This window comes from Paracoccus beibuensis (assembly GCF_026162625.1).
GTDB lineage: Bacteria > Pseudomonadota > Alphaproteobacteria > Rhodobacterales > Rhodobacteraceae > Paracoccus > Paracoccus beibuensis.
The window spans coordinates 88,718-111,025 of the sequence record NZ_JAOTBD010000006.1; the positions used below are offsets into that span (position 1 = coordinate 88,718).

The following is a 22,308-nucleotide window of genomic DNA, read 5'->3' on the forward strand; positions in this document are numbered from 1 at the left end:
CCAACCTGCTTTTTGCGCGTTCGACGCGTAGCGTCGAAAATGGCGCGACAGGAGCACCCGTGACCAGAAACTTCGACCCGCCGATCCTTGGCATCATCGTGGCCGCGTTCGGCGGTATCTTCGCCCTCGACATGATCTTTCCGTTGGGGGCCGCGGTCTGGCTGCTGTATCTGCTGCCGCTGGCCCTGGCCTCGGCGACGCGGCTGCCGACGACGCCCATCGTCGTCGCCGTGCTGGCCTGCGTCGCGATGCTGGCCGGGTTCCTGCTGGACAATTCGGGCATCAGTCCGCAGGTCGCCGCCTTCAACCGCAGCATGGCGGGGCTGGTCTATCTGGCGCTGGGGATCACGGGCCGAAGCCTGATCCTGAACCGCATGCGGCTGATCCGCAGCCAATGGGTGAACCAGGCGCAGGTCGACGTTTCTCGCGGAATGCAGGGCGACCTGACGCCGGAACGGCTTGCAAAGCAGGTGCTGGCGATCCTTGCAGAAAGGATCGGAGCGCGGGCGGCCATCGTCTATGCGCGCAATGGCCACGGGCACAGGCGGCTGTCCAGCTGGGGCGTCGACGACAGTGCCGTTCCCGAGCGCGTGCCCGAGGGGCAGGGCCACCTGGGCCGCTGCATTGCGGAGGGGCGGCCCGTCCAGCTGACGCTGGCGCCGGAAGAGGCGCTCGGCTGGACTTCGGGACTCTCGCGCGGACGTTCCGCACATTCGGTGATCATACCGCTGAAAGACGGGCAGCTGGTGAACGGCGCGCTGGAACTGGGGCTGGACGGCCCGGCGCCCGGCCGCGTGATGGAGCTTCTGGAAAACGTCGGCGACCGGATGGGCGTCGCGCTGCGGTCGGCCCAATACCGCGAACAGCTGCACGAGCTGCTGGAGGAGACCCGCCGTCAGGCCGAGGAACTGCGCAGCCACGGAGAGGAGCTTGCCGCCTCGAACGAGGAGCTGGAAGAGCAGACCCGCCAGCTGCAGGACAGCCAGCGCCGGCTTGAGGCCCAGCAGGCGGAACTGGAGACCCAGAACTCTCAGCTGGAAAGCCAGACGCAGGAGATGGAGGAGCAGCGCGACGCCTTGGCCCGGTCCCGCCGCATGCTGGAGGATCAGGCCCAGGAACTGGCCCGCGAAAGCCGCTACAAATCCGAATTCGTCGCCAACATGAGCCACGAGCTGCGCACCCCCCTGAACGCGCTGCTGATCATGGCGCGACTTCTGTCCGAGAACCGTGGCCGCAACCTCTCGGAAGAGCAGGTGCGATGGGCCGAGACGATTGAAAGTTCCGGGCAGGACCTGCTGGCACTGATCAACGACATCCTGGACCTGTCCAAGATCGAATCCGGCAAACTGGAGGTGTCGAACGACCTGATCGAGCCGCAGGCGGTCGCCGAAAAGCTGGTCCGCGCGTTCGAGGCGCAGGCCCGCAGCAAGGGGCTGCAGCTGGTGGCCGATGTCGCGCCCGGCATCCAGGCCTTCGAGTCCGACACCCAGCGGCTGGAACAGGTGCTGCGGAACTTCATCTCGAACGCGCTGAAGTTCACCGAACGCGGCCGGGTAACGCTGCGCATCGCCCCGGCGCCACGGGGCGTCGCCTTCTCGGTCGACGATACGGGGATCGGCATCGGCCCCGACCAGCAGGAAAACGTCTTCGAGGCATTCCGGCAGGCGGACGGCACGATCTCTCGGCGCTTCGGCGGGACCGGGCTAGGGCTCTCGATCTCCCGCGAGTTGGCGGACCTTCTGGGCGGCCGCATCACGCTGAAAAGCGAAAGGGATCGTGGCAGCACCTTCACCTTGACGCTGCCCGCAAGGCCCGCGCGACTGCAGCCGGTGGCGGCACAGCGTCACCCGGCGCCCACACCATTGCCTGCCGCCGACGACACGGACCTGATGGTGCTGGATGCGCTGCCGGGCCTGGACGATGACCGCGGCAGCATCTCGTCCGGCGACCGGGTGATGCTGGTGGTGGAGGACGACGTGGCCTTTGCCCAGCTTCTTTATGAGCTGGCGCACGAGCTGGGCTTCCGCTGCGTCTGCGTCGGCCGTGCCGACGATGCCGTACGCGCGGCGCGGCATTTCCTGCCGCAAGCGATCGTCCTGGACATGGGCCTGCCCGACCATTCCGGCCTTTCGGCGCTGGACCGCCTGAAGCGCGACACCAGTACGCGTCACATTCCCGTCCATGTCGTGTCGGCGCAGGACTATACCAAGGAGGCGCTGGCCCAGGGCGCGATCAGCTATATGCTGAAGCCCGTGCAGCGAGAGCATCTGGCGACCGCCATCCGCAAGCTGGAGACGCGGCTGGAACACCGCCTGCGCCGGGTGCTGATCGTCGAGGACGACCCCGCGCAGATGGAGGGCCTGAAGGCCCTTCTGGCCAGCGACGAGGTGGAAACGGTCGGCGCCGGCACCGCCGCCCGCGCGCTGGAGATCTGCCGGACCGAGACGGTGGACTGCATCGTTCTGGACATGACGTTGCCCGACGCCTCCGGCTTCGAGCTGCTGGAGCAGCTGAGCGGCGACAGGACCGCGTCCTTCCCGCCGGTCATCGTCTATACCGCCCGCGCCCTGTCCGAGGCCGAGGAGCAGCGCCTGCGCCGCCATTCCAAATCGATCATCATCAAGGGTGCCAAGTCGCCCGAGCGTCTGATCAACGAGGTCACGCTGTTCCTGCACCAGGTCGTCAGCGACCTGCCCGAAAAGCAGCGGGAGATGCTGGCCGCGTCGCTGAACCGCGACGCCCAGCTGGAGGGCCGCCGCATCCTGGTGGTCGAGGACGACATCCGCAACGTCTATGCCCTGACCGGCGTTTTCGAGCCTCATGGCGCCACGGTGCAGATCGCCCGCAACGGACGCGAGGCGCTGGAGGCTTTGGGACGCATCAACGACGGTGCGGCGCCGAAGATCGACCTGGTCCTGATGGACGTGATGATGCCCGAGATGGACGGCTTGACCGCCACGCGGGAGATCCGCAAGCTGGACCGCTGGAAGACCTTGCCGATCATCATGCTGACCGCCAAGGCCATGGCCGAGGACCAGAACCAGTGCCTGGCCGCGGGGGCGAACGACTATCTGCCCAAGCCGCTGGACGTGGACAAGCTGTTGTCACTGACCCGCGTGTGGATGCCGCGATGAGCGTCGATCCCGTTCCCGCGCGACCCGGCGACGCGATCGAGCTGGACCTGTTCCTCGACGCGCTGAACAGGCGCTATCACTATGACTTCAGGTCTTATTCCCGCGCGTCGCTGATCCGGCGGGCGGACCTGGCGCGCGAGCGCCTTGGGTGCGCGAACCTTTCCGAAGTGCAGGGGCGGCTGCTGCACGACCCTTCGGTCCTGCCCGACATCATCGACGCAATGACCGTCCAGGTCAGCGAGATGTTCCGCGATCCCACCTACTACCTCGCTCTTCGGCGCGACGTGCTGCCGCATCTGCGGACGTTCCCGTCACTGAAGGTATGGGTGGCGGGCTGCGCCGACGGAGAGGAACTGTATTCGCTGGCGATCCTGTTCCAGGAGGAGGGGCTGTTTGACCGGACGATGTTCTACGCCACCGAGATCAACCGCCGGGCGCTGCTGAAGGCCGAAAGCGGTGTCTATGACATCGACCGGCTGCCGGTCTTTTCGCAGAACTACCAGCGGGCAGGGGGCCTCGGGTCGCTGTCGGATCACTATACCGCGGCCTATGGGCGGGCCGCCTTCGACCGCGCCCTGCGCGCCCGAACCGTCTTTACCGAACACAACCTGGCAACCGACCAGGTTTTTTCGGAAGTCCATCTGATTTCCTGCCGCAACGTGTTGATCTACTTCGACAACACGCTACAAGATCGCACCTTGGGCCTCTTTGCCGAGGCCCTGGCACGTGGCGGCTTCCTGGCCCTCGGCTCGCACGAGACGCTGCGGTTCTCTGCCCACGCCAAGGCCTTTCAAGCCTTCGACGAACCCGACCGGATCTGGCGCCGTACCGCCTGCCAGGAGATTGCCAATGCCCGATAGACCCATCAGGTTCCTGATCGTAGACGACATCGTCGAGAACATCGTCGCGCTCGAGGCGCTCTTGCGCCGCGACGGGCTGGTCGTCGACTATGCGCGGTCCGCCAGCGAGGCGTTGGAACTGATGCTGCTGCACGACTATGCGCTGGCCTTCCTGGACGTGCAGATGCCGGGCACGGACGGGTACGAGCTGGCGGAACTGATGCGGTCGACCGAACGGACCCGCGGCGTCCCGATCATCTTCGTGACCGCCGCCGAGATGGACGAGGCTCGCCGCTTCCGCGGCTACGAGGCCGGGGCGGTCGACTATATCTTCAAGCCCATCGACCCTGTCATCCTGAAATCCAAGGCCGAGGTGTTCTTCCGCATCGGCCGCCAGGCGCGCGAACTGGAACGCCAGCGCGACGAGATGCAGGATATCGCCCGCCATCGCGACCAGGTGATGGCGCAGCTTCGGGCGCATACCGACAACTCTCCGCTGGCCTTCGTCACGCTGGATCGCGACCTTGGCGTGCGCAGCTGGTCCAAAGGGGCCGAGCGCATGTTCGGCCGCACCGCAGGAGATCTTCTGAGCGCTTCGGCAGTGGGGTCCGGCTGGGTGGACCCGGACGGTGCTGCGGTGCTCGAGGGGTGGCTGGCCGCGTCCAAGGACCAGGCTCCGCGCTTTTCGGCCGAGATGGTGCTGGACCACGCCGGCGTCGGCCCGATCAGCTGCGAGGTCTATGGCTCGGTGCTGACGGACGAGCCAGGACAGCAGACGCTGTCGCTGCAGATCCTGGACATCACCGACCGCAAGCAGGCCGAGGAGGTGCGGTCGCTGCTGATCGGCGAACTAAATCATCGCATCAAGAACACGCTGGCCAACGTGCAGGCGATCGCGCGGCAGAGCCTGCGCCAGTCCCAGGGCCTGAAGGACTTCGAGGCCAGCTTCGGCGGTCGGCTGCAGGCGCTGGCGCGGGCGCATTCGATCTTGTCGGACGCCACCTGGGCCAGCGCGCCCCTGGACCAGCTGATCGACGACCAGATCAGGTCCGGCACGCTGGACGGCGACCGGCTTCGCCGTGACGGTCCCCCGGTCGAGCTGTCGCCGGACACGATGCTGCGGCTGGCGCTGACCCTGCACGAGCTGGGCACGAACGCGGCCAAGTACGGCGCGCTGTCCGTGCCCCAGGGCGTCGTGGAACTGCAGTGGCAGCTGGCCGATCACCAGTTGACGCTGATCTGGCGCGAGGTCGGCGGACCGCCGGTCACGCCGCCGCAGGCGGGCGGCTTCGGCACCACGCTGATCGGTGCAGCGGGCGGCGGCGATGCGGGTGCGGTCACGGCTGACTGGCGGCCGGAGGGTGTTGTCTGGACGATCAGGCTGACCGAGGGCGCGACGCCCCTGCGCGGAACCAGGGCCGCCGCCGAACCCGCCGCGACCGCGCCCTATCGTCGCCCGGCGACGCTGGACGGTTGCCGCGTCCTTCTGGTCGAGGACGAACCGCTGGTGGCGCTGGATCTGCGCCACGAGCTGGAGGAGGCGGGCGCCACCGTCACCGATGTCGTCCGCAGTGTCGAGGATGCGCTGGACGCCGCGCGCGGCGGCGGCATCGACCTGGCGCTGCTGGACGGCAACCTGAAGGGAGAGCCGGTGGACGATGTCGCCGCACTGTTCGATCAGCTGTCGGTGCCGTTCTGCTTCGTCTCGGGCTATGGGCGCGAACATCTGCCACAGGGCTTCGACCACGCGCCGCTGATCGAAAAGCCGTTCCGGCCGGACACGCTGCGCATGACGCTTACCGCGCTTCTGTCGCGCGACCTGGCGCAGGCGGCGCAATAGGAAGCGGGTTCGGGTCACGCCGCGTCACGAAGGGACGGCGTCGCGGCGGGACATGCGCAGTGGCCTCGATGTTCCCGGCCGGGCGCAGCGGCCGACGCTGCCGTTCCTGCCGGGGTGCTGACGCGACCTTGCGCTTGGCATCCATTTGAGGCATGCCCGCGCCCTCACTTCTGGAAGCAGGCGGATACGCATGACCGGCACGGAACAGGGCGCGGCGATCACCTTCGAAAGCGTCGGAAAGTCGTTCACGAAAGCGGGCGGCGACCCGGTGATGGCACTGGCCGATATCGACCTGACGGTGCCGCAGGGCAGCATCACGGGCATCATCGGGCGGTCCGGCGCCGGCAAGTCCACGCTGCTGCGCATGGTGAACGGGCTGGAACGCCCGACCGAGGGCCGCGTCCTTGTGGCCGGGCACGACGTCGGCCGCGCGCGGGGCCCCCAGCTTCGTGCGATCCGGCGCGAGGTCGGGATGATCTTCCAACACTTCAACCTGCTCTCCTCTCGCACGGTGCGGGGCAACATCGCCCTGCCGCTGGAGATCGCGGGCACCCCCGCCGCGCAGATCCGGCCGCGCGTCGATGACCTGATCGAGCAGGTGGGCCTGTCGGCGCTGCGCGACCGCTATCCGGCGGAACTTTCGGGCGGGCAGAAGCAGCGCGTCGGCATCGCCCGCGCTCTGGCCACGAACCCAAAGGTGCTGCTGTCTGACGAGGCGACCAGCGCGCTCGATCCCGAAACCACCCAGACGGTGCTGGAGCTGCTTGGGCAGATCAACCGCGACCTGGGCCTGACCGTCCTGCTGATCACGCACGAGATGGCGGTCCTGCGCGACGTCGCCAGCCACATGGCCGTGATCGAGGGCGGCCGCATCGTCGAGGCCGGGCCGACCTATGACGTTTTCCGCAAGCCCGCTCATCCCACGACCCGCAGCTTCCTGTCGGGCGTGACCGGCGCGACGCTGCCCGGCTTCATCGCGGGCCGGTTGCTGCCTGAACGCCCCGACGGCCCCAGCCAGGAGGTCATCCGCGTGACCTTCGCGGGACAGCACGCCACCGACCCGATGCTGGCGCGGCTGGCGACAGACCTGGGCATCGCCGCCAACATCCTGTCCGGAAACATCGAGGAGGTCGGCCCGCACCCGTTCGGCAACCTGCTTCTGTCACTGGACGCCGACCGCGGAGCGGAGGCGAGAGCCTATCTGGAACGCCACGGGCTGACGACGGAGGTGCTTGGCCATGTCCGCTAACCTGATCCAGTTGCTCTGGGACGCGACGCTGCAGACGCTCTATATGGTGGCGGTGTCGGCGATCCTCGGCACGCTCGGGGGGCTGCCGCTCGGCGTGTTCCTGGCGACATCGCAACGGGGCGAACTGCTGAGCGCGCCCGTCGTCAACAAGGTGCTGGGCCTCGTGGTGAACGCCACGCGCTCGGTCCCGTTCATTATCCTGGTCGTGGCGATCATCCCCTTCACGCGCGCGCTGGTCGGCACCTCGATCGGAACGAATGCCGCCATCGTGCCGCTGACGCTGGCGGCGATCCCCTTCATCGCCCGCCTGGTGGAAAACGCCATCCGAGAGGTCGACGGTGGGTTGATCGAGGCCGCCCGCGCCATGGGTGCCACGCCCCTGCAGATCATCCGCAAGGTGCTGATCCCCGAAGCCATGCCCGCCATTGCGCTTGGCCTGACGCTGGCCGTGGTCAGCCTTATCGGGTATTCTGCCATGGTCGGCGCCGTTGGCGGCGAAGGCCTGGGCGACCTGGGCATCCGCTATGGCTATCAGCGCTTCATGCCGGAAGTGATGCTGGCCGTCGTCGTCATCCTGATCGTGCTGGTGCAGGTGGTGCAATCGCTTGGCGAATGGATCGCCGCCCGCGTCGACCGCCGCGCCCCCCGCAACCGCGGCCACTGAATTTCCCGCAGAAGAAAGGAGCTTTCCATGCTGCGACTGACCACGTTCGTTTCCGCCCTGGCCCTAGGCACCGCCGCCATGGCCGAGGACATCACCGTCGGCGTTTCGCCCGGTGAGCATGGCGAAATCATGGAAGAGGTGGCCAAGGTCGCCGAACCCATGGGTCTCAACATAGAGATCGTCGAGTTCTCCGACTATGTCGTGCCTAACCAGGCGCTGGCTGACGGTGACCTGGACGCCAACAGCTTCCAGCACCGGCCTTACCTGGAGAACCAGATGAAGGATCGCGGCTTCGACCTGGTCGAGGTCGGCACCACCATCACCACGCCAATGGGGATCTATTCCGACAAAATCGAGGACATGGCCAACCTGCCCGAGGGCGCCCAGGTCGCGATCCCGAACGACCCCACGAATGGTGGCCGCGCCCTCCTGCTGCTGCAGGACCTGGGTCTGATCACCCTGGCCGAGGGCACCGGCCTGGTTCCCAGCCCGCTTGACGTGTCCGAGAACCCCAAGAACCTGAACTTCACCGAGCTTGACGCCGCTCAGCTGCCGCGTGCGCTGGCCGATGCCGACATCGCGATCATCAACACGAACTATGCGCTGGCCTCGGGCCTGTCGCCCAAGGCCGATGCCATCGCCATGGAAAAGGCCGACAGCCCCTATGTTAACATCATCGTGGTGCAGCAGGGCCGCCAGGAAGAACCTTGGGTCAAGACCCTGGTCGAGGCCTATCAAAGCCCCGAGGTGAAGGCCTTCATCGACCGGAAATACGACGGCGCCGTCCTGACGTCGTGGTAAACAGCGTGGCCGCCCTCAGGGGCGGCCCCTTTCCGTCCACCGCTGCAGCAGGTCCACCAGCGCGAACAGCGCCGCCCCCATCAGGGCCAGCACGACCAGCGCGGCGAACATCAGGTCCGTCTGCCCGCGACCGTTCGCCATCAGCATCAGGTGCCCCAGTCCCCGGCTGGAGCCGACCCATTCCCCCACGATCACCGCGAAGGGCGCATGGACCGCCGCCAGCCGCAGGCCCGACCCCAGCGCCGGCAGCGCGTGCGGCAGGCGCACCAGCAGCAGCGCCCGCATCGGGCGGGCGCGCAGGCTGTGCAACAGATCCTCCAGCGGCTGCGGCAGGCGCATCAGCGCGTCAAACAGGACCGATGCGACCGGGAAGTGCACGACCAGCATGACCATCACGATCTTCGACGCCGCGCCATAGCCCAGCCACAGCGTAACGATCGGCGCCAGAGCAAAGACCGGCACGGCCTGCGCCGCGACCAGCATCGGCCGCATCAGCCCCCGCGCCACGGGCGAGGCCGCGAGGTTCAGCGCCGTCAGCAAGCCAAGCGCAACTCCGGCTGTCAGGCCCACCAGAAGGTTGGCCGCGGTGAAGCGCGCGTTCTCTAGAAGCATAGGGGCGTAAGTGGCCAGCGCGCCGGCCACTCGGAGCGGGCCGGGCAGGATGAACGGCGGCAGGCCGGTCCCCCAGACCAGCGCCTGCCACAGAAGAAGCGCGACGCTTGCGGTTACGAAAGCCCGGACGATCGTCATGCTGCAGGCTCCAGTGGCACTGAGCCGTGCGGTTCCGCGAAGTCGTATTTCAACGGCCGGTGCGGCGGGGTTGCGCACGACGGCGCTTCAGCGACCCATGCTCCGGGATGGCCGGGATGGCCGGGATGGCCGGGATGGCCGGGATGGCCGGACGCGGATTTGACGCTGCGCGGGGTCTGGCAGCCCTTCGGAAGGTCGTGCGTAAGGATCGGCGCAGCGTCGATCCTGAACCAAGGGAGCGAGACTGAAGCGGATGGCATCATCTGACGAGGGGTCATGCGGCAGAGGAACACGACATGGCCTCAAAGATCGCCGCTTGCGCCACCAGCACGGCGGGATCGCGAACGTGCCGAGGTGGGGACATGTCGGGCAGGTGCAGCGGGCGGCTGCCATCCGCCGTCAGAAGCCAGGCCGAATGGGCCAGGCGCGTGGCCTCCAGAGGGTCATGTGTGATCAAGAGGACCGTCCGCCCGGACAGCATCTGCGCCGCAAGGTCCTGCATCGCCGCCCGCGTGCCGGCGTCGAGCGCCGAAAACGGCTCGTCCAGCACGACCACCGGGCGATCCTCGATCAGCGTGCGGGCCAGCGCCACGCGCTGCCTCTGGCCGCCGGACAGGGCTGCGGGGCGGCGGTCGTGCAGGCCCGCAAGGCCGACCTGGTCCAGCACGTCTCGCGCCCGCGCAACATCGGGTGCCGCCCCCCGAAGGCGCGCGCCCAAGGTCACGTTCTGCAGGGCGCTGGCCCAAGGCAGCAACTGATCTTGCTGGGCCATCACCGCGACCTGGCCGCGCAGCGAGGCGAAGTCCGCCCTTCCCAGCCTTGCCGACCCCGGCAGGCCGGCCACCAGCCGGCCCAGTGTCGACTTACCGACGCCGGACGGGCCCAGCAGGCAGGTCCAGCGGCCAGCCGCCGCGCGCAGGTCAAGCCCCCGCGCCAGGCAGTCGCGCCCGATCCACAGGTCGCCACGCAAGTTCAACTCCGGTGGCGTCATGTCCGGTCGAGACCCATCTGCCAGAACCCGACCTCCAGCAGCGTGGCCTGCGCGAAGTGATGCGCCAGCGACCCGGCACGGGGCAGGGAGGGCCAGTCGGCCCCCAGCCGCGCCTCGACCGCCGCATCGATGAGCTGCCCGACCTCGCGGCACAGGCGCTGATAGTCGCCGCCGCCATAGGTCGCGGTCCATTCGGCATAGGGGCCACCGCTTTCCGAGTGGCGCAGACCGATCTCTCCATAGCCCAGCACGCAGGGGGCCAGCGCGGCCAACAGGTCGAGGACATCGCCAGAATACCCGGTCGCAAGGACATAGCGGGTATAGGCCATGTTCGCAGGCGACTCAGGCGTCTGCTGCAGCATCTTCTCGGGAATGCCCTCGCGCGCGCAGATGCCGACATGCAGCGGCATCTCCTCGTGCAGCAGCGCATCGGCGATGCCCGATGCTGCGCGCATCTCGGCAAGGCGGTCGGACTTGGCGAAGACCAGCGCCCAGGCACGGGCGAAATGCAGCAGGAAGACGTAGTCCTGCCGCAGATAGTGCAGGAAGCTCTCGCGCGGCAGGGTGCCCGCAGCCAGCTGCCGGACGAAGCCGTGCCCGACATAGCGGTCCCAGTCGGCCCCTGCCGCCTCGCGCCACAGCGCGAAGGCGCGGCCATAGTCTGCGGTCACGGCGCCACCGGCGCGTTGACATCTACCGCGAGGTCAGGCAGCGGCAGGCCGCCGGGCGTCGCGCCGTGCTCGGCCAGAAACGTCTCGAACCGCAGGTAGCGGCCGGCATCCAGCGCCGCGGGGCGGTCGGCGAAGCGCGGCCATGTGTCGGACCAGGCAGCCTCGTTCAGGGGTGTCCGAAGCTCTGACGCGGTGGCCGAGAACAGGCGCCACGCCTCCTCGGGGTCGTTCTTGATGAACGCGGTCGCGCGCTCGGTCGCGCCCAGAAAGGCCGAGACGGCCGCGCGATTCATGCGCTCGGGATCGGCCAGGTAGATCAGTTCGTCATAGGCGGGAATGCCGTGCGCCTCGGGATAGAGGCAGCGGCCCTCGAAGCCCTCGATCCGCAGCTGGTTCAGCTCGAAGTTGCGGAAGGCGCCGATGACGCCGTCGACCTGTCCCGACATCAGCGCGGGTGCGATCGACCAGCCGATGTTGATCTGCTGGACGTCATCGGGCGCAAGGCCGCCATCGGCCAGCATCGCGTCCAGCATGACCTCTTGCACGCCGGCGACGGCGAAGCCGACCTTGCGGCCCTTCAGATCAGCCGGCGCATCGATGCCGCTGTCGGCCAGAACCACAAGGCAGGTGAGCGGCGTCTCGACCAGCGTCCCGACGCGGGTCACCGGCAGGCCCTGGTGGCGCGACAGGTGCAATTGCGGCTGATAGCTGACGGCAAGATCGGCGCGACCGGCGGCCACCATACGAGGGGGGTCATTGGGATCGGCGGGCGACACCAGTTCGACCTCCAGTCCGGCATCGGCGAAATATCCAAGCTCATCTGCCAGGACGATGGGGGCGTGGTCGGGGTTCACGAACCAGTCCAGCATGACCGTCAGGCCGGTGTCGGCATGGGCGGGCAGGGCCAGCGTGGCCAAGGCAAGCGTCAGGGTCTTCACGGCGTTCCTTTCACGTCAAGGTCGGTCAGGGCCAGCAGCGCAATGCGCCCCGGCCAGCGGCGTTGCAGGACCTGGCCCGCATTATGGGCCCGCAGCCCGGTGCGGCAGGCCAACACGACGCGCGGCGCGTCGCCGGGGTCCAGCCGGCCGATGCGTTCGGGGGGCAGGTGGCGCGCGCCGGGGATGGGCGCAGCCTCGGTCCGCAGGTCGATCAGCAGGTCGTCAGGCGCGACTTGGCTGGCGGCAATGAAGGGCAACGGCGTGTCGGGTTCCGGCGCTGCATCGAAGCGGAAGCCGCCGGTGCGCCAGGTGGCGGCATCCATGCTGATCAACCGCCCAAGGGGCGAGGGGTCCAGCCCCAGCACCTCCGCCAGCGCCATCTGCGCCTGCAGCGCACCGATCATGCCGACGACCGGCCCCAGCACGCCCGCCGTCGCGCAAGAGGCACCCTGCGCCGGCAGATCGGGGAACACCGCCCGCAGGCTGGGCGCGGAGGACCCGCAGCAACCAAGCGCATAGCCCGACATCGCCAGCGCCGAGCCCGAGATCAGCGGCCGTGCCGCCGCCATGCAGGCGTCCGACAGCGTCAGGCTGACGGCAAAGCTGTCGGCGCAATCCAGCACCACGTCAGCGCCCGCGACCAGGGCAGGGGCGTTGGCCGGGGTCAGCCACTCGGCCCGGGGCGCGACCTGAACCTTTGGATCCAGCGCGGCCATGGCAAGCGCGGCGGCATCGGCCTTCGGGTGGCCAAGCTGGTCCATGCGAAAGATCGGCTGGCGGTGGAGGTTGGTCTCCTCGACCCGGTCCGGATCGACCAGCGTGATGCGGCCGACGCCCGCACCGGTCAGGTATTGCAAGGCCGGACAACCCAGACCGCCGGCACCGATGATCAGCGCATGCGCCTCCGACAGCCGCTGCTGTCCGTGCGCGCCGACCTGCGGCAGGATGATCTGGCGGGCGTGGCGGCTCATCCGGTCACCCGCAGCCAGTCCCGCAGGCGGGCGTCGGGGTCGCGGTTCAGCGTGATGTCGGTGACGGCCGAGACGACGTCGGCCCCCGCATCGAACGCTCCGCCCGCGCGTTCGACCGTCATGCCGCCGATGGCGACCAGGGGCGTGTCGCCGACCAGTCGCTTCCATTCGGTCACCCGATCCAGCCCCTGCTGGTGCCAGCGCATCTTCTTGAGGATGGTCGGGTAAACCGGCCCCAGCGCCACGTAGTCGGGCGCCAGCGTCAGCGCGCGGTCCAGTTCTGCGTGATCGTGGGTGGACACCCCCAGCCGCAATCCCGCGCGCCTGATGGCCGGCAGGTCGGCCTCGTCCAGATCCTCTTGTCCCAGGTGCAGCCAGTCGGCGCCTTCGTCGATGGCAATCTGCCAGTGATCGTTCACGACCAGTGCGGCGCCATGCAGGCGGGCCAGCGCAAGCCCGCGCCTGATCCGGTCGCGCAGCACGTCCGGCGGCAGGTTCTTCAGGCGCAGCTGCACCAGCCGAACCCCAAGGGGCAGGGCGCGCTCCAGCCACGTCACGTCGTCGAAGATGGGATAGAACCGCGGAAGCGTCATAGCCAGGCCCTCCCCAGAAGCGGCGTCGAGGGCACCCCCATGTCGCGCACCCCCATCGGATCGGCCCCATGCGCCAGACCACCCGCCTGCACGGCCAGCGCAAAGCCGCGGGCCATGGCGGCAGGATCGCCCGCCTGCGCGACGGCGCTGTTCAGCAGGACTGCGTCGAAGCCCATCTCCATCGCCTCGGCGGCATGGCTGGGCAGGCCCAGGCCCGCGTCGATGACCATTGCGATGTCGGGAAGGGCTGCGCGCAGCATCCGCAGGCCGTGACGGTTGTTCAGCCCCATCCCCGATCCGATCGGCGCGCCCCAAGGCATCAACACGTGGCAGCCGGCATCGACCAGCCGCTGCGCCAGAACCTGGTCCTCGGTCGTGTAGGGGAAGACGTCAAAGCCGTCGGCGGCCAGCGTTTCGGCGGCGTCCAGCAGGCCGAACGGGTCGGGCTGCAGCGTGTCGGCATGGCCGATCACCTCCAGCTTGATCCAGCTCGTCTCGAACAGGTCGCGCGCCATGCGGGCGGTGGTCACGGCCTCTTTTGCGCTGTGGCACCCGGCGGTGTTGGGCAGGATGCGCACGCCAAGGGACTGGATGATCTTCCAGAATCCCTGGCCCTCGCCCGCCTCTCTCCGCAGGGACACGGTCGCCACCGATGCGCCGCTTTCGCGGAATGCGGCCTCCATCACCGCAGGCGAGGGGTATTGCGCCGTGCCCAGCATCAGCGCGTTCGGCAGGGTGACGCCATAGAAGTCACGCATCGCTCAGCCCCCCTGCATCGGGGCCAGAACCTCCAGCCGGTCGCCGTCCCGCAGCGCCTGCGCGGCGCGGGCCGACGACGGCAGGAAGTCGCCGTTCAGGGCGGTGGCGACGCGGGCGTCGTTCCAGCCCAGTTCCTCCAGCACCCCTGCCACGGTCGTCGCAGTCACGTCGCGGGCGATCCCGTTGACCTCAATCCTCATGGAGAAGCTCTCCTCTGGTTCCGGTAAGAAGATAGTCGGCTGCCTGCCGCGCCAGCACCGGCGCCATCAGGTAGCCGTGGCGAAAGAGGCCGTTCAGGTGCAGCACCCGGCCTCGGACCGTGATCCGTGGCACGTTGTCGGCAAAGGCCGGGCGCAGGTCGGCACCCAGTTCGACCACGCTGGCCTCGGCAAAGCGCGGGTCGAGCGCATAGGCCGCCGACAGCAGCTCCAGCACCGACCGCGCACTGACGGGTGCCCGAGAGGCGCTTTCCAGCTGGGTGGCGCCCAGCATGAAGAGGCCGCCCTCGCGCGGGACCAGATAGATTGGGTAGCGGGGGTGCAGCAGGCGGACCGGGCGCGACAGGCGGATATCCGGGGCGTGCAGGACGACCATTTCCCCGCGGACGCCGCGCAGGCCGGGCTGGGCGGCAGACAGGCCGCGGGCGTCGACGACCGTGCCGGACAGGTCCTCGGGCGTGGCCTCGGCCTGTTCGATGGTGATGCCCTCCGCCGCAAGGGCCGCCTGAAGGTCGGCCAGCGCACGGCGCGGGTCCAGGTGCGCTTCGTCAGGGAAGATCAGGCCCTGCCGGCGGGGCAGGTCGGGTTCGACATCGCGCGTGTCGCACGACTGGTGGCCAGTGGCGCGGCGGGCAAAGCGCGCCAGCTCTGCCCGGTCGCGGTCCAGCGCGACGACCAGCGTGCCGTTGCGGGTCACCGGCGTGACGCGGGCCCAGGCCGCTGCGGCCTCGGCCCCCAAGCGGGTGACGACGGGTTCCGCCGTCACGCCTTCGCACCAGGGCGCGAGCATCCCGCCTGCCCACCACGAGCATGCATGCGGCCCCGGCGGCCCGTTCCGATCGAGGATGCGCGGCCGCAGACCCCGTCGCACCAGTTCGTGCGCAGCGCAGAGGCCGGCGACGCCGGCGCCGATGATCGTGACGTCAGACATGCGGCCAGACCGCGTGGAAATGGTGGACCGGCCCGTGCCCGCTTCCGACCCGCAGGTTGTCGGCGGCGTTGATGGCCCCTTGCAGATAGGCGTGCGCGCGGGTGACCGCCTGCTGAAGCGCCAGTCCCTGCGCCAGTCCCGCAGCGACCGCGGCCGAAAGCGTGCAGCCCGTGCCGTGGGTGTTTCGCGTCGGATGCCGGGGGGCAGAGAGGCGCATCACACCGGCGGGCGCGACCAGCAGGTCGGTGCAGATCGGCCCTTGTGCATGGCCGCCCTTCATCAGGACGGCCCCCGCGCCAAGACCAAGCAGGGCCGCCGCCTGGAAGGTCATCTCCTCCTCGGTCGTGGCGACGGTCGTGTCCAGCAACCGTGCCGCCTCTGGCAGGTTCGGCGTCAGCAGCGTCGCCAGCGGCAGCATCAGCTGGCGCAGGGTCGCAACGGCATCGGCGGGCAGAAGCGCGTCGCCCGACTTGGCGACCATCACCGGGTCCAGCACCACGGGCACGCCCCGGCCCTGCAACCCGTCGGCGACGGTGGCGATCGCCCTTGGTCCGCCCAGCATTCCCAGCTTGACCGCGCGAACGTCGAGGTCGCCAAAGACCGCGTCGATCTGGGCCGCGATCATTGCCGGGGTGACGGGTTCAACCATGGTCACGGCGCGCGTGTTCTGGGCTGTCAGGGCGGTGACGGCGCTGGCGCCATAGCAGCCAAGCGCCGAGAAGGTCTTCAGATCGGCCTGGATCCCCGCGCCGCCGCCGGAATCCGACCCGGCTATGGTCAGGGCAATGGATGTGGTCACGTCGTCCCCCTCAGGCGTCTGTTGGACATGACCGGGCAAGGGGGGGACAAAAGGCGACCCGGGGCCGCAATCATCTGCACCGTTCCCTCCGCCGGTATGACCCGGATCAGGTTCGATGGGTTGGCTCGCGCCTCTCAGCCCCTGTGCGGGACACCCCAACGGTTTGCGACGGAAAGCTAGCGGGCCGCGCGGGCACTTGCAAGGGGGCTTCTTCAGGTCGCACCGAGCAGGTGCAGCGCCATGCCAGCCAGCCCCGATCCGGCCAGCAGCAGGCCCATTCCGATGCGCAGGCGCAGTGCCGCCACCAGTGCAAGTGCCGACAGCATGGCCGCGGCGGGGTCGATGGACAGTGGCACCGGCAGTTCGACCTGCAGCGCGCCAGCCTTCACCTGCACGGTCTGCGTCCAGACAAGATGGACCGCGAACCACAGCGCCAGGTTCAGGATCACGCCGACCACGGCGGCGGTCACGGCCCGCAGCGCGGCGGCCAGGCGGCGGTTCCGGCGCAGACCTTCCATGAAGGGCGCACCAAGGAAGATCCAGGCAAAGCAGGGCGCGAACGTCACCCAGGTCGCCAGCAGCCCGCCCGCTGTCGCGGCCAGCAGGGGCTGCGCCCAGCCCGCCTCGCGCAGGGCCGCCATGAAGCCCACGAACTGCAGCACCATGATCAGCGGGCCGGGTGTCGTCTCGGCCATGCCGAGGCCGTCCAGCATCTCTCCGGGCTGCAGCCAGCCGAGGGGGCCTGCGGCCTCTTGAGCGACCCAGGCCAGCGCGGCGTAGGCGCCGCCGAAGGTCAGGACCGCAAGCTTGGAAAAGAAGACCGCGATATCGGCGAAGACGCTGCCGCGGGCGGCTGCCAACAGCGCACCCACTGGAAGAAGCCACAGCGCCAGCGCCCAGAGGGCGGCCCGTCGGGCAGCGCCGGCATCCGGCGCCGTCAGTGCGGGTCCGACGGGCGGCGGAGGCGCGTGAATGGCCACGGCGCCGATCGCGGCGGCTGCGGCGATCACAAGCGGGAACGGAGCGTCGAAGGCGAAGAGCGCCAGAAAGGCCAAGAAGGCCAGCAGCCGAAGCGGCGTCGAGGGCAGTGCCTTGCCCGCCAGCCTCACCACCGCCTGAACCACGATCGCCAGGACGGCGGCCTTCAGTCCAAGGAACAGCCCCTCGATCACCGCCACGTCGCCCAGAAGGACATAGATCCAGCTGAGCGCCATGATCGCCGCGACGCCCGGCAGGATGAACAGCACCCCGGCAATCAGCGCGCCGCGCACGCCGCCTGTCAGCCAGCCGATATAGGTCGCCAGCTGCTGGGCCTCGGGTCCGGGAAGCAGCATGCAGAAGTTCAGCGCGTGCAGGAAGCGGGCCTCGTCGATCCAGCGGCGTTCCTCGACCAGGATGCGGTGCATCACGGCGATCTGCCCCGCAGGCCCCCCGAAGCTGAGCGCGGCGACGCGCGCCCAGACGGCGAACATCGTGCCAAGGCCGGGCGGGACGTTGGGATGCATGGCTCCTCCGTTTTCGGCGTGGTGCCCCCGCGGACAGGGGCCGTCAAGCACCCTGTGGGCGGTTGTCATGTTGACGTAACATGTCGTCCGAAAGGCCGTGGACTTTCGGGTGCACGTCGCGTATGGAGCCGCCTCTGGCCCTGCAGTCTCGGGGCGGCGGGTGCAGGGTGGGCCGGTCGCAGCGACAATGGGTGCCGCTCACCGGATGCCGCGCGAATGGCATCCCCGCATTTTGGCGAACCGAATGACCGAACTGAATTTTCCCGCACCGCTTCAGGCGGCGCTGGCCTCCAAGGGCTATGACAGCCTGACAAGCGTGCAGACCGCCGTTCTGGCGCCCGAGGCGCAGGGCCGCGACGTCCTTGTTTCCGCGCAGACCGGATCCGGCAAGACCGTGGCCTTTGGCCTTGCGATGGGCGCCGACCTGCTGGAAGGCGACCGCCTGCCAGAGGGAGAGCTGCCGCTGGCGCTGGCCATTGCACCGACGCGCGAGCTTGCGCTGCAGGTCGCCCGAGAGCTGGAATGGCTTTACGCCGGGACCGGGGCGCAGATCGCGACCTGCGTCGGCGGCATGGACTATCGCAACGAACGCCGGGCGCTGCAGCGCGGGGCGCAGATCGTGGTCGGCACGCCGGGCCGCCTGCGCGACCACATCGACCGGGGCAGCCTGGACCTGTCGGCCCTGCGCGCGGCCGTCCTGGACGAGGCCGACGAGATGCTGGACCTGGGCTTCCGCGAGGACCTGGAATACATCCTTGGCGCCGCGCCCACCGAACGACGCACGCTGATGTTCTCGGCCACGGTGCCGTCGGCCATCGAGAAGCTGGCCCGCGACTTTCAACAGGACGCGCTGCGGATCAGCGCCCAGGGCGAGGCGCGCCAGCACGGCGACATCGCCTATCGCGCCTACTCGGTGACGGCCCGCGACCGCGAGCCCGCGATCTTCAACCTGCTGCGCACCCACGAGGCGCAGACCGCCATCGTCTTCTGCAAGACGAGGGCCAACGTGAACCACCTGCTGGCGCGCATGTCGAACCGCGGCTTCAAGGTCGTGGCGCTGTCGGGCGAGCTGTCGCAGCAGGAACGGACCCATGCGCTGCAGGCGCTGCGCGACGGTCGGGCGCGGGTTTGCATCGCGACCGACGTGGCCGCGCGGGGCATCGACCTGCCGGGGCTGGAGCTGGTGATCCACGCCGACCTGCCCACCAACCCCGAAACCCTGCTGCATCGGTCCGGCCGGACCGGCCGCGCGGGGTCCAAGGGCGTGTCGGCGCTGATCGTGCCGTCCTCGGACTACAAGCGGGCGCAGCGGCTGTTGCAGAACGCCAAGGTGGTGGCGGAATGGGTCAAGGCACCGTCGGCCGATGACGTGCGCGCGCGCGACGACGAACGGATGATGGACCATCCCGGCCTGACCGAGGAAGTGGGCGACGACGCCCCGCTGGCAGCACAGCTTCTCGAGAAGTTCGGGGCCGAGCAGGTCGCAGCGGCGTTCCTGAAGCTGTGGCGCGAAGGTCGTCCCGCCGCCGAGGAGCTGATGGAGACGCAGGCCCCGCCCGCCCCCATGGCGCCCCGAGAGCCGCGCGAGTTCGGGCCTTCGGTCTGGTTCACGCTGTCGGTCGGCCATTCCGGCCGCGCCGAAGCGCGCTGGCTGTTGCCCAAGATCTGCGATGCGGGCGGGATCACCCGTGACGGCATCGGCGCGATCCGCGTGAAGCAGGACCTGTCCTACGTCCAGATCGCGGCGTCCCAGGCCGACCGCTTCGGCGACTTCATCGAGATCACTCCCGAGGTGACGATGCGCCGGATGCAGGGCGAGCCGGATCTGGACGCCCAGGCCCCCCGGCCGCGTTTCGACCGCGACGACCGTCCCGCGCGCAAGCCGGCCCCGCGCAAGAACGCGCCGGACAGCGAAGGTCACAAGGCGCGTGTCAAGTCGGCGCGCGGCGGGTGGCTGCCCGATGACGCGCCCCTCGCCGATCCGCGTACCGAGGGCCCGCGCCCGCCCCTGAAGGCCTGGAAGAAGAAATCTTCGGCCGGCGAGGGTGCCGGCAAGCCCGCATGGGCCGCCAAGGGCAAGCCGCGCGCGGACCGTCCCGGCACCGCCAAGCCGCATCGCAAGGGACCGAAGCGGCCCGGCTGACCTGATCCTGCCCAGTCGGTTCGCAGCCTGCCCAATGGGCGGGCAGGCGTTCATCGGGCAGGGCGCAATGTCTGAAGGCGCCGGACAGGGCTCTGTCCGGCGCTTTTCGTTGCGGCGGGAACAGCGCATGAAATGTCGCAAATTGTCTTGCCAGTCTACCGACAGCCCGCATAACCTGCGGCTTGCGCTGAACAACAAAACGACAACAGGGAGAGCGCCCTTTGCTGGACAACCGCCGCGGCGACACGTTCGTCGCCTTCGAGCATGTGCAAAAAAGCTATGACGGACAGACGCTTGTCGTCAAAGACTTGAACCTCTCGATTGCCAAGGGAGAGTTCGTGACGATGCTGGGGCCGTCAGGCTCGGGCAAGACCACCTGCCTGATGATGCTGGCGGGTTTCGAAACCGCCACCCACGGAGAAATCCGCCTGGACGGGCGCCCGATCAACCAGGTGCCGCCCCACAAGCGCGGCATCGGCATGGTGTTCCAGAACTACGCACTCTTTCCGCACATGACGGTCGGTGAGAACCTGTCCTTCCCGCTGGAAGTCCGCGGCATGGGCAAGTCCGAGCGCGAGAGCCGTGTCAAGCGCGCGCTGGACATGGTCCAGATGGGCAGCTTCATCAACCGCCGTCCCGCGCAGTTGTCCGGCGGCCAACAGCAGCGGATCGCGCTCGCCCGCGCGCTGGTCTTCGACCCCGAACTGGTGCTGATGGATGAACCCCTGGGCGCGCTGGACAAGCAGCTGCGCGAGCATATGCAGTTCGAAATCAAGCACCTGCACGAGGAACTTGGAATTACCGTCGTCTACGTCACGCATGACCAGGGCGAGGCGCTGACCATGTCCGACCGGATCGCGGTCTTCAACGACGGCCGCATCCAGCAGCTTGCCCCGCCGGCGGCGCTCTACGAGGCGCCCGAAAACAGCTTCGTGGCGAACTTCATCGGCGAAAACAATGCGCTTCCGGGCATGATCGAACAGCTCCAGGGCGACAAGGCGCTGGTGCGGCTGGACGGGGGCGGCGTCATCGACGCGACCGCCGTCAATATCCGCGAAGTAGGCCAGCGCACCACCGTCTCGATCCGCCCCGAGCGGGTGGAGTTCAAGCCCGAGATGATGCCGCAGGGCGCCCACACGATCGAGGCGAAGGTCGTCGAGGTGATCTATATGGGCGACATCCTGCGCGCCCGCCTGTCGGTGGCCGGCAGCGACAACTTTGTCATGAAGATGCGCAACACGATCGGTCAGACCCGGCTGGCACCGGGGCAGCAGATCCGCATCGGCTGGCACCCGCAGGACGCACGTGCCCTGGACCCCGTCTGAGCGGGTCCCGCGCCATTGCCGCATCTTGCGGCCAAGAACGACGGCCGAAGCGCCGCGCCTTTTCCAACTGGAGATCCTGATGAAACGAGTTCTTTTTCTTGGCACCGCGATCGGCCTGATCGGCGGCCCCGCACTGGCCGACGTCAACCTGCTGTCCTGGGGTGGCGCCTATGGCAACAGCCACCTTGAAGCCTATGCCAAGCCCTTCACCGATGAAACGGGCACCGCGGTGAATATGTCGGATGCCGACAATCCTGCCACGCCGATCAAGGCGCAGGTCGAGGCGGGCAACGTCTCGATCGACGTGGCCTCGGTCGAATATGCCGACGCGGTGCGCCTGTGCGACGAGGGCGCGCTGGAAACCATCGACACCTCGATCCTGGTTGCGGCCGAGGACGGCACCGCCGCCGAGGAAGACTTCATCGACGGCGCGATCACCGAATGCTTCGTCGGCACCGACGTCTATTCGATGGTGCTGGCCTTCAACGCCGACAAGTATGCCGATGCCAAGCCTGCCAGCCCGGCGGACTTCTTCGACACCGAGAGTTTCCCCGGCAAGCGCACCATGCGCAAGGGCGCCAAGTTCAACCTGGAACTGGCGCTGATGGCCGATGGCGTGCCCGCGGCCGAGGTCTATGACGTCCTGGCGACGCCAGAGGGCGTGGACCGCGCATTCGCCAAGCTGGACACGATCAAGGACGACGTGATCTGGTGGGAAGCGGGCGCGCAGCCCCCGCAGTTGCTGGCCGATGGAGAGGTCAACATGGCCTATGCCTTCAACGGCCGGATCTTCAACGCCGCGCAGGCGGATGGCCAGCCGTTCGAGATCATCTGGGACGGCCAGATCTATGAGATGGAGGGCTGGGTCGTGCCGAAGGGCGCCCCGAACCTGGAAGAGGCGATGGAATTCGTGGCCTGGACCACGGCGCCCGCGCCCCAGGCTCGCGCCGCCGAATTCATCAGCTATGGCCCGCCGCGCCGTTCGGCCGCGTCTATGGTCGGCAATATCGAGGGCGGCGACCAGCCGATGGGCCCGCACCTGCCGACCTCCGAGGCGAACATGACGAATGCCCTCGGCTCGGACCTGGATTTCTGGGTCGATCACGACGCGGAACTGAACGAGCGCTTCAACAGCTGGCTGGCCAGCTGAGCCGAAGGCCGGGCCGGATCACGGCCCGGCCCACCAC

Annotated in this window: 20 protein-coding genes and 1 riboswitch; of the genes, 9 read left to right on the top strand and 11 right to left on the bottom strand. The window is 68.6% G+C overall.

From position 1 onward, the window contains the following. The first annotated feature begins 59 nt into the window (after positions 1-59). The 6 genes from OC159_RS06320 to OC159_RS06345 all read left to right on the top strand — a co-directional run bounded on the left by OC159_RS06320 (position 60) and on the right by OC159_RS06345 (position 8,527). Complete coding sequence (locus tag OC159_RS06320; RefSeq protein WP_265500312.1) at positions 60-3,134, top strand: response regulator; 3,075 nt, start codon at positions 60-62, stop codon at positions 3,132-3,134. Further along, positions 3,131-3,994 (top strand): CheR family methyltransferase, encoded by an 864-nt coding sequence (locus OC159_RS06325; protein WP_265500313.1) that lies wholly within the window; start codon positions 3,131-3,133, stop codon positions 3,992-3,994. Before OC159_RS06320 ends, OC159_RS06325 begins: the two co-directional genes overlap by 4 nt. Beyond that, positions 3,984-5,813, top strand: a complete 1,830-nt coding sequence (locus OC159_RS06330; protein WP_265500314.1) for a response regulator — start codon at positions 3,984-3,986, stop codon at positions 5,811-5,813. Before OC159_RS06325 ends, OC159_RS06330 begins: the two co-directional genes overlap by 11 nt. Before the next feature lie 190 nt (positions 5,814-6,003). After that, entirely contained in the window at positions 6,004-7,062 is a 1,059-nt protein-coding gene (locus OC159_RS06335) for a methionine ABC transporter ATP-binding protein (RefSeq protein ID WP_265500315.1), read from the top strand. Continuing rightward, entirely contained in the window at positions 7,052-7,726 is a 675-nt protein-coding gene (locus OC159_RS06340; RefSeq protein ID WP_265500316.1) for a methionine ABC transporter permease, read from the top strand. The genes OC159_RS06335 and OC159_RS06340 overlap by 11 nt, the downstream gene beginning before the upstream one ends. A gap of 27 nt (positions 7,727-7,753) precedes the next feature. Continuing rightward, the gene (locus OC159_RS06345; RefSeq protein ID WP_265500317.1) at positions 7,754-8,527 is read left to right on the top strand and encodes a MetQ/NlpA family ABC transporter substrate-binding protein; all 774 of its coding nucleotides are present in this window, start codon (positions 7,754-7,756) and stop codon (positions 8,525-8,527) included. A gap of 15 nt (positions 8,528-8,542) precedes the next feature. Here OC159_RS06345 and OC159_RS06350 read toward each other — a convergent pair whose 3' ends face one another. The 11 genes from OC159_RS06350 to chrA form a co-directional block, all read right to left on the bottom strand. Beyond that, the gene (locus tag OC159_RS06350; protein WP_265500318.1) at positions 8,543-9,277 is read right to left on the bottom strand and encodes an ABC transporter permease; all 735 of its coding nucleotides are present in this window, start codon (positions 9,275-9,277) and stop codon (positions 8,543-8,545) included. Between the two features lie 274 nt (positions 9,278-9,551). Beyond that, the gene (locus tag OC159_RS06355; protein WP_265500319.1) at positions 9,552-10,247 is read right to left on the bottom strand and encodes an ABC transporter ATP-binding protein; all 696 of its coding nucleotides are present in this window, start codon (positions 10,245-10,247) and stop codon (positions 9,552-9,554) included. Positions 10,248-10,264: 17 nt separating this feature from the next. Continuing rightward, on the bottom strand, positions 10,265-10,939 hold the full coding sequence (locus OC159_RS06360; RefSeq protein WP_265500320.1) for a TenA family protein: 675 nt from the start codon (positions 10,937-10,939) through the stop codon (positions 10,265-10,267). Continuing rightward, a complete protein-coding gene (locus OC159_RS06365) occupies positions 10,936-11,877 on the bottom strand; it encodes an ABC transporter substrate-binding protein (protein ID WP_265500321.1) in 942 nt (313 codons plus the stop codon). The genes OC159_RS06360 and OC159_RS06365 overlap by 4 nt, the downstream gene beginning before the upstream one ends. Beyond that, positions 11,874-12,848 carry a HesA/MoeB/ThiF family protein gene (locus OC159_RS06370; RefSeq protein ID WP_265500322.1) on the bottom strand — a complete coding sequence of 325 codons (975 nt, stop codon included), beginning with the start codon at positions 12,846-12,848 and terminating at the stop codon, positions 11,874-11,876. The genes OC159_RS06365 and OC159_RS06370 overlap by 4 nt, the downstream gene beginning before the upstream one ends. Then, the gene (locus OC159_RS06375) at positions 12,845-13,441 is read right to left on the bottom strand and encodes a thiamine phosphate synthase (protein ID WP_265500323.1); all 597 of its coding nucleotides are present in this window, start codon (positions 13,439-13,441) and stop codon (positions 12,845-12,847) included. Before OC159_RS06375 ends, OC159_RS06370 begins: the two co-directional genes overlap by 4 nt. After that, the gene (locus OC159_RS06380) at positions 13,438-14,199 is read right to left on the bottom strand and encodes a thiazole synthase (RefSeq protein ID WP_265500324.1); all 762 of its coding nucleotides are present in this window, start codon (positions 14,197-14,199) and stop codon (positions 13,438-13,440) included. The genes OC159_RS06375 and OC159_RS06380 overlap by 4 nt, the downstream gene beginning before the upstream one ends. A gap of 3 nt (positions 14,200-14,202) precedes the next feature. Further along, complete coding sequence (gene thiS / locus OC159_RS06385; protein WP_265500325.1) at positions 14,203-14,400, bottom strand: sulfur carrier protein ThiS; 198 nt, start codon at positions 14,398-14,400, stop codon at positions 14,203-14,205. Then, positions 14,390-15,349: an FAD-dependent oxidoreductase gene (locus OC159_RS06390; protein ID WP_265500326.1), complete on the bottom strand. Its 960-nt coding sequence runs from the start codon at positions 15,347-15,349 to the stop codon at positions 14,390-14,392. Before OC159_RS06390 ends, thiS begins: the two co-directional genes overlap by 11 nt. Further along, entirely contained in the window at positions 15,342-16,148 is an 807-nt protein-coding gene (thiD, locus tag OC159_RS06395) for a bifunctional hydroxymethylpyrimidine kinase/phosphomethylpyrimidine kinase (protein ID WP_265500327.1), read from the bottom strand. Before thiD ends, OC159_RS06390 begins: the two co-directional genes overlap by 8 nt. 66 nt (positions 16,149-16,214) lie before the next feature. Beyond that, positions 16,215-16,316, bottom strand: a riboswitch (TPP riboswitch). A gap of 44 nt (positions 16,317-16,360) precedes the next feature. Continuing rightward, positions 16,361-17,653 (bottom strand): chromate efflux transporter, encoded by a 1,293-nt coding sequence (gene chrA, locus OC159_RS06400; RefSeq protein WP_265500329.1) that lies wholly within the window; start codon positions 17,651-17,653, stop codon positions 16,361-16,363. 244 nt (positions 17,654-17,897) lie between these two features. On the opposite strand from chrA, the gene OC159_RS06405 reads away from it, so the two are divergent. From OC159_RS06405 to OC159_RS06415, 3 genes are all read left to right on the top strand, one after another. Then, entirely contained in the window at positions 17,898-19,796 is a 1,899-nt protein-coding gene (locus tag OC159_RS06405) for a DEAD/DEAH box helicase (RefSeq protein WP_265500330.1), read from the top strand. Positions 19,797-20,017: 221 nt separating this feature from the next. After that, the gene (locus OC159_RS06410) at positions 20,018-21,121 is read left to right on the top strand and encodes an ABC transporter ATP-binding protein (protein ID WP_265500331.1); all 1,104 of its coding nucleotides are present in this window, start codon (positions 20,018-20,020) and stop codon (positions 21,119-21,121) included. A 79-nt stretch (positions 21,122-21,200) separates the two neighbouring features. Beyond that, the gene (locus OC159_RS06415) at positions 21,201-22,271 is read left to right on the top strand and encodes an ABC transporter substrate-binding protein (RefSeq protein WP_265500332.1); all 1,071 of its coding nucleotides are present in this window, start codon (positions 21,201-21,203) and stop codon (positions 22,269-22,271) included. The last annotated feature ends 37 nt before the right edge of the window (positions 22,272-22,308 follow it).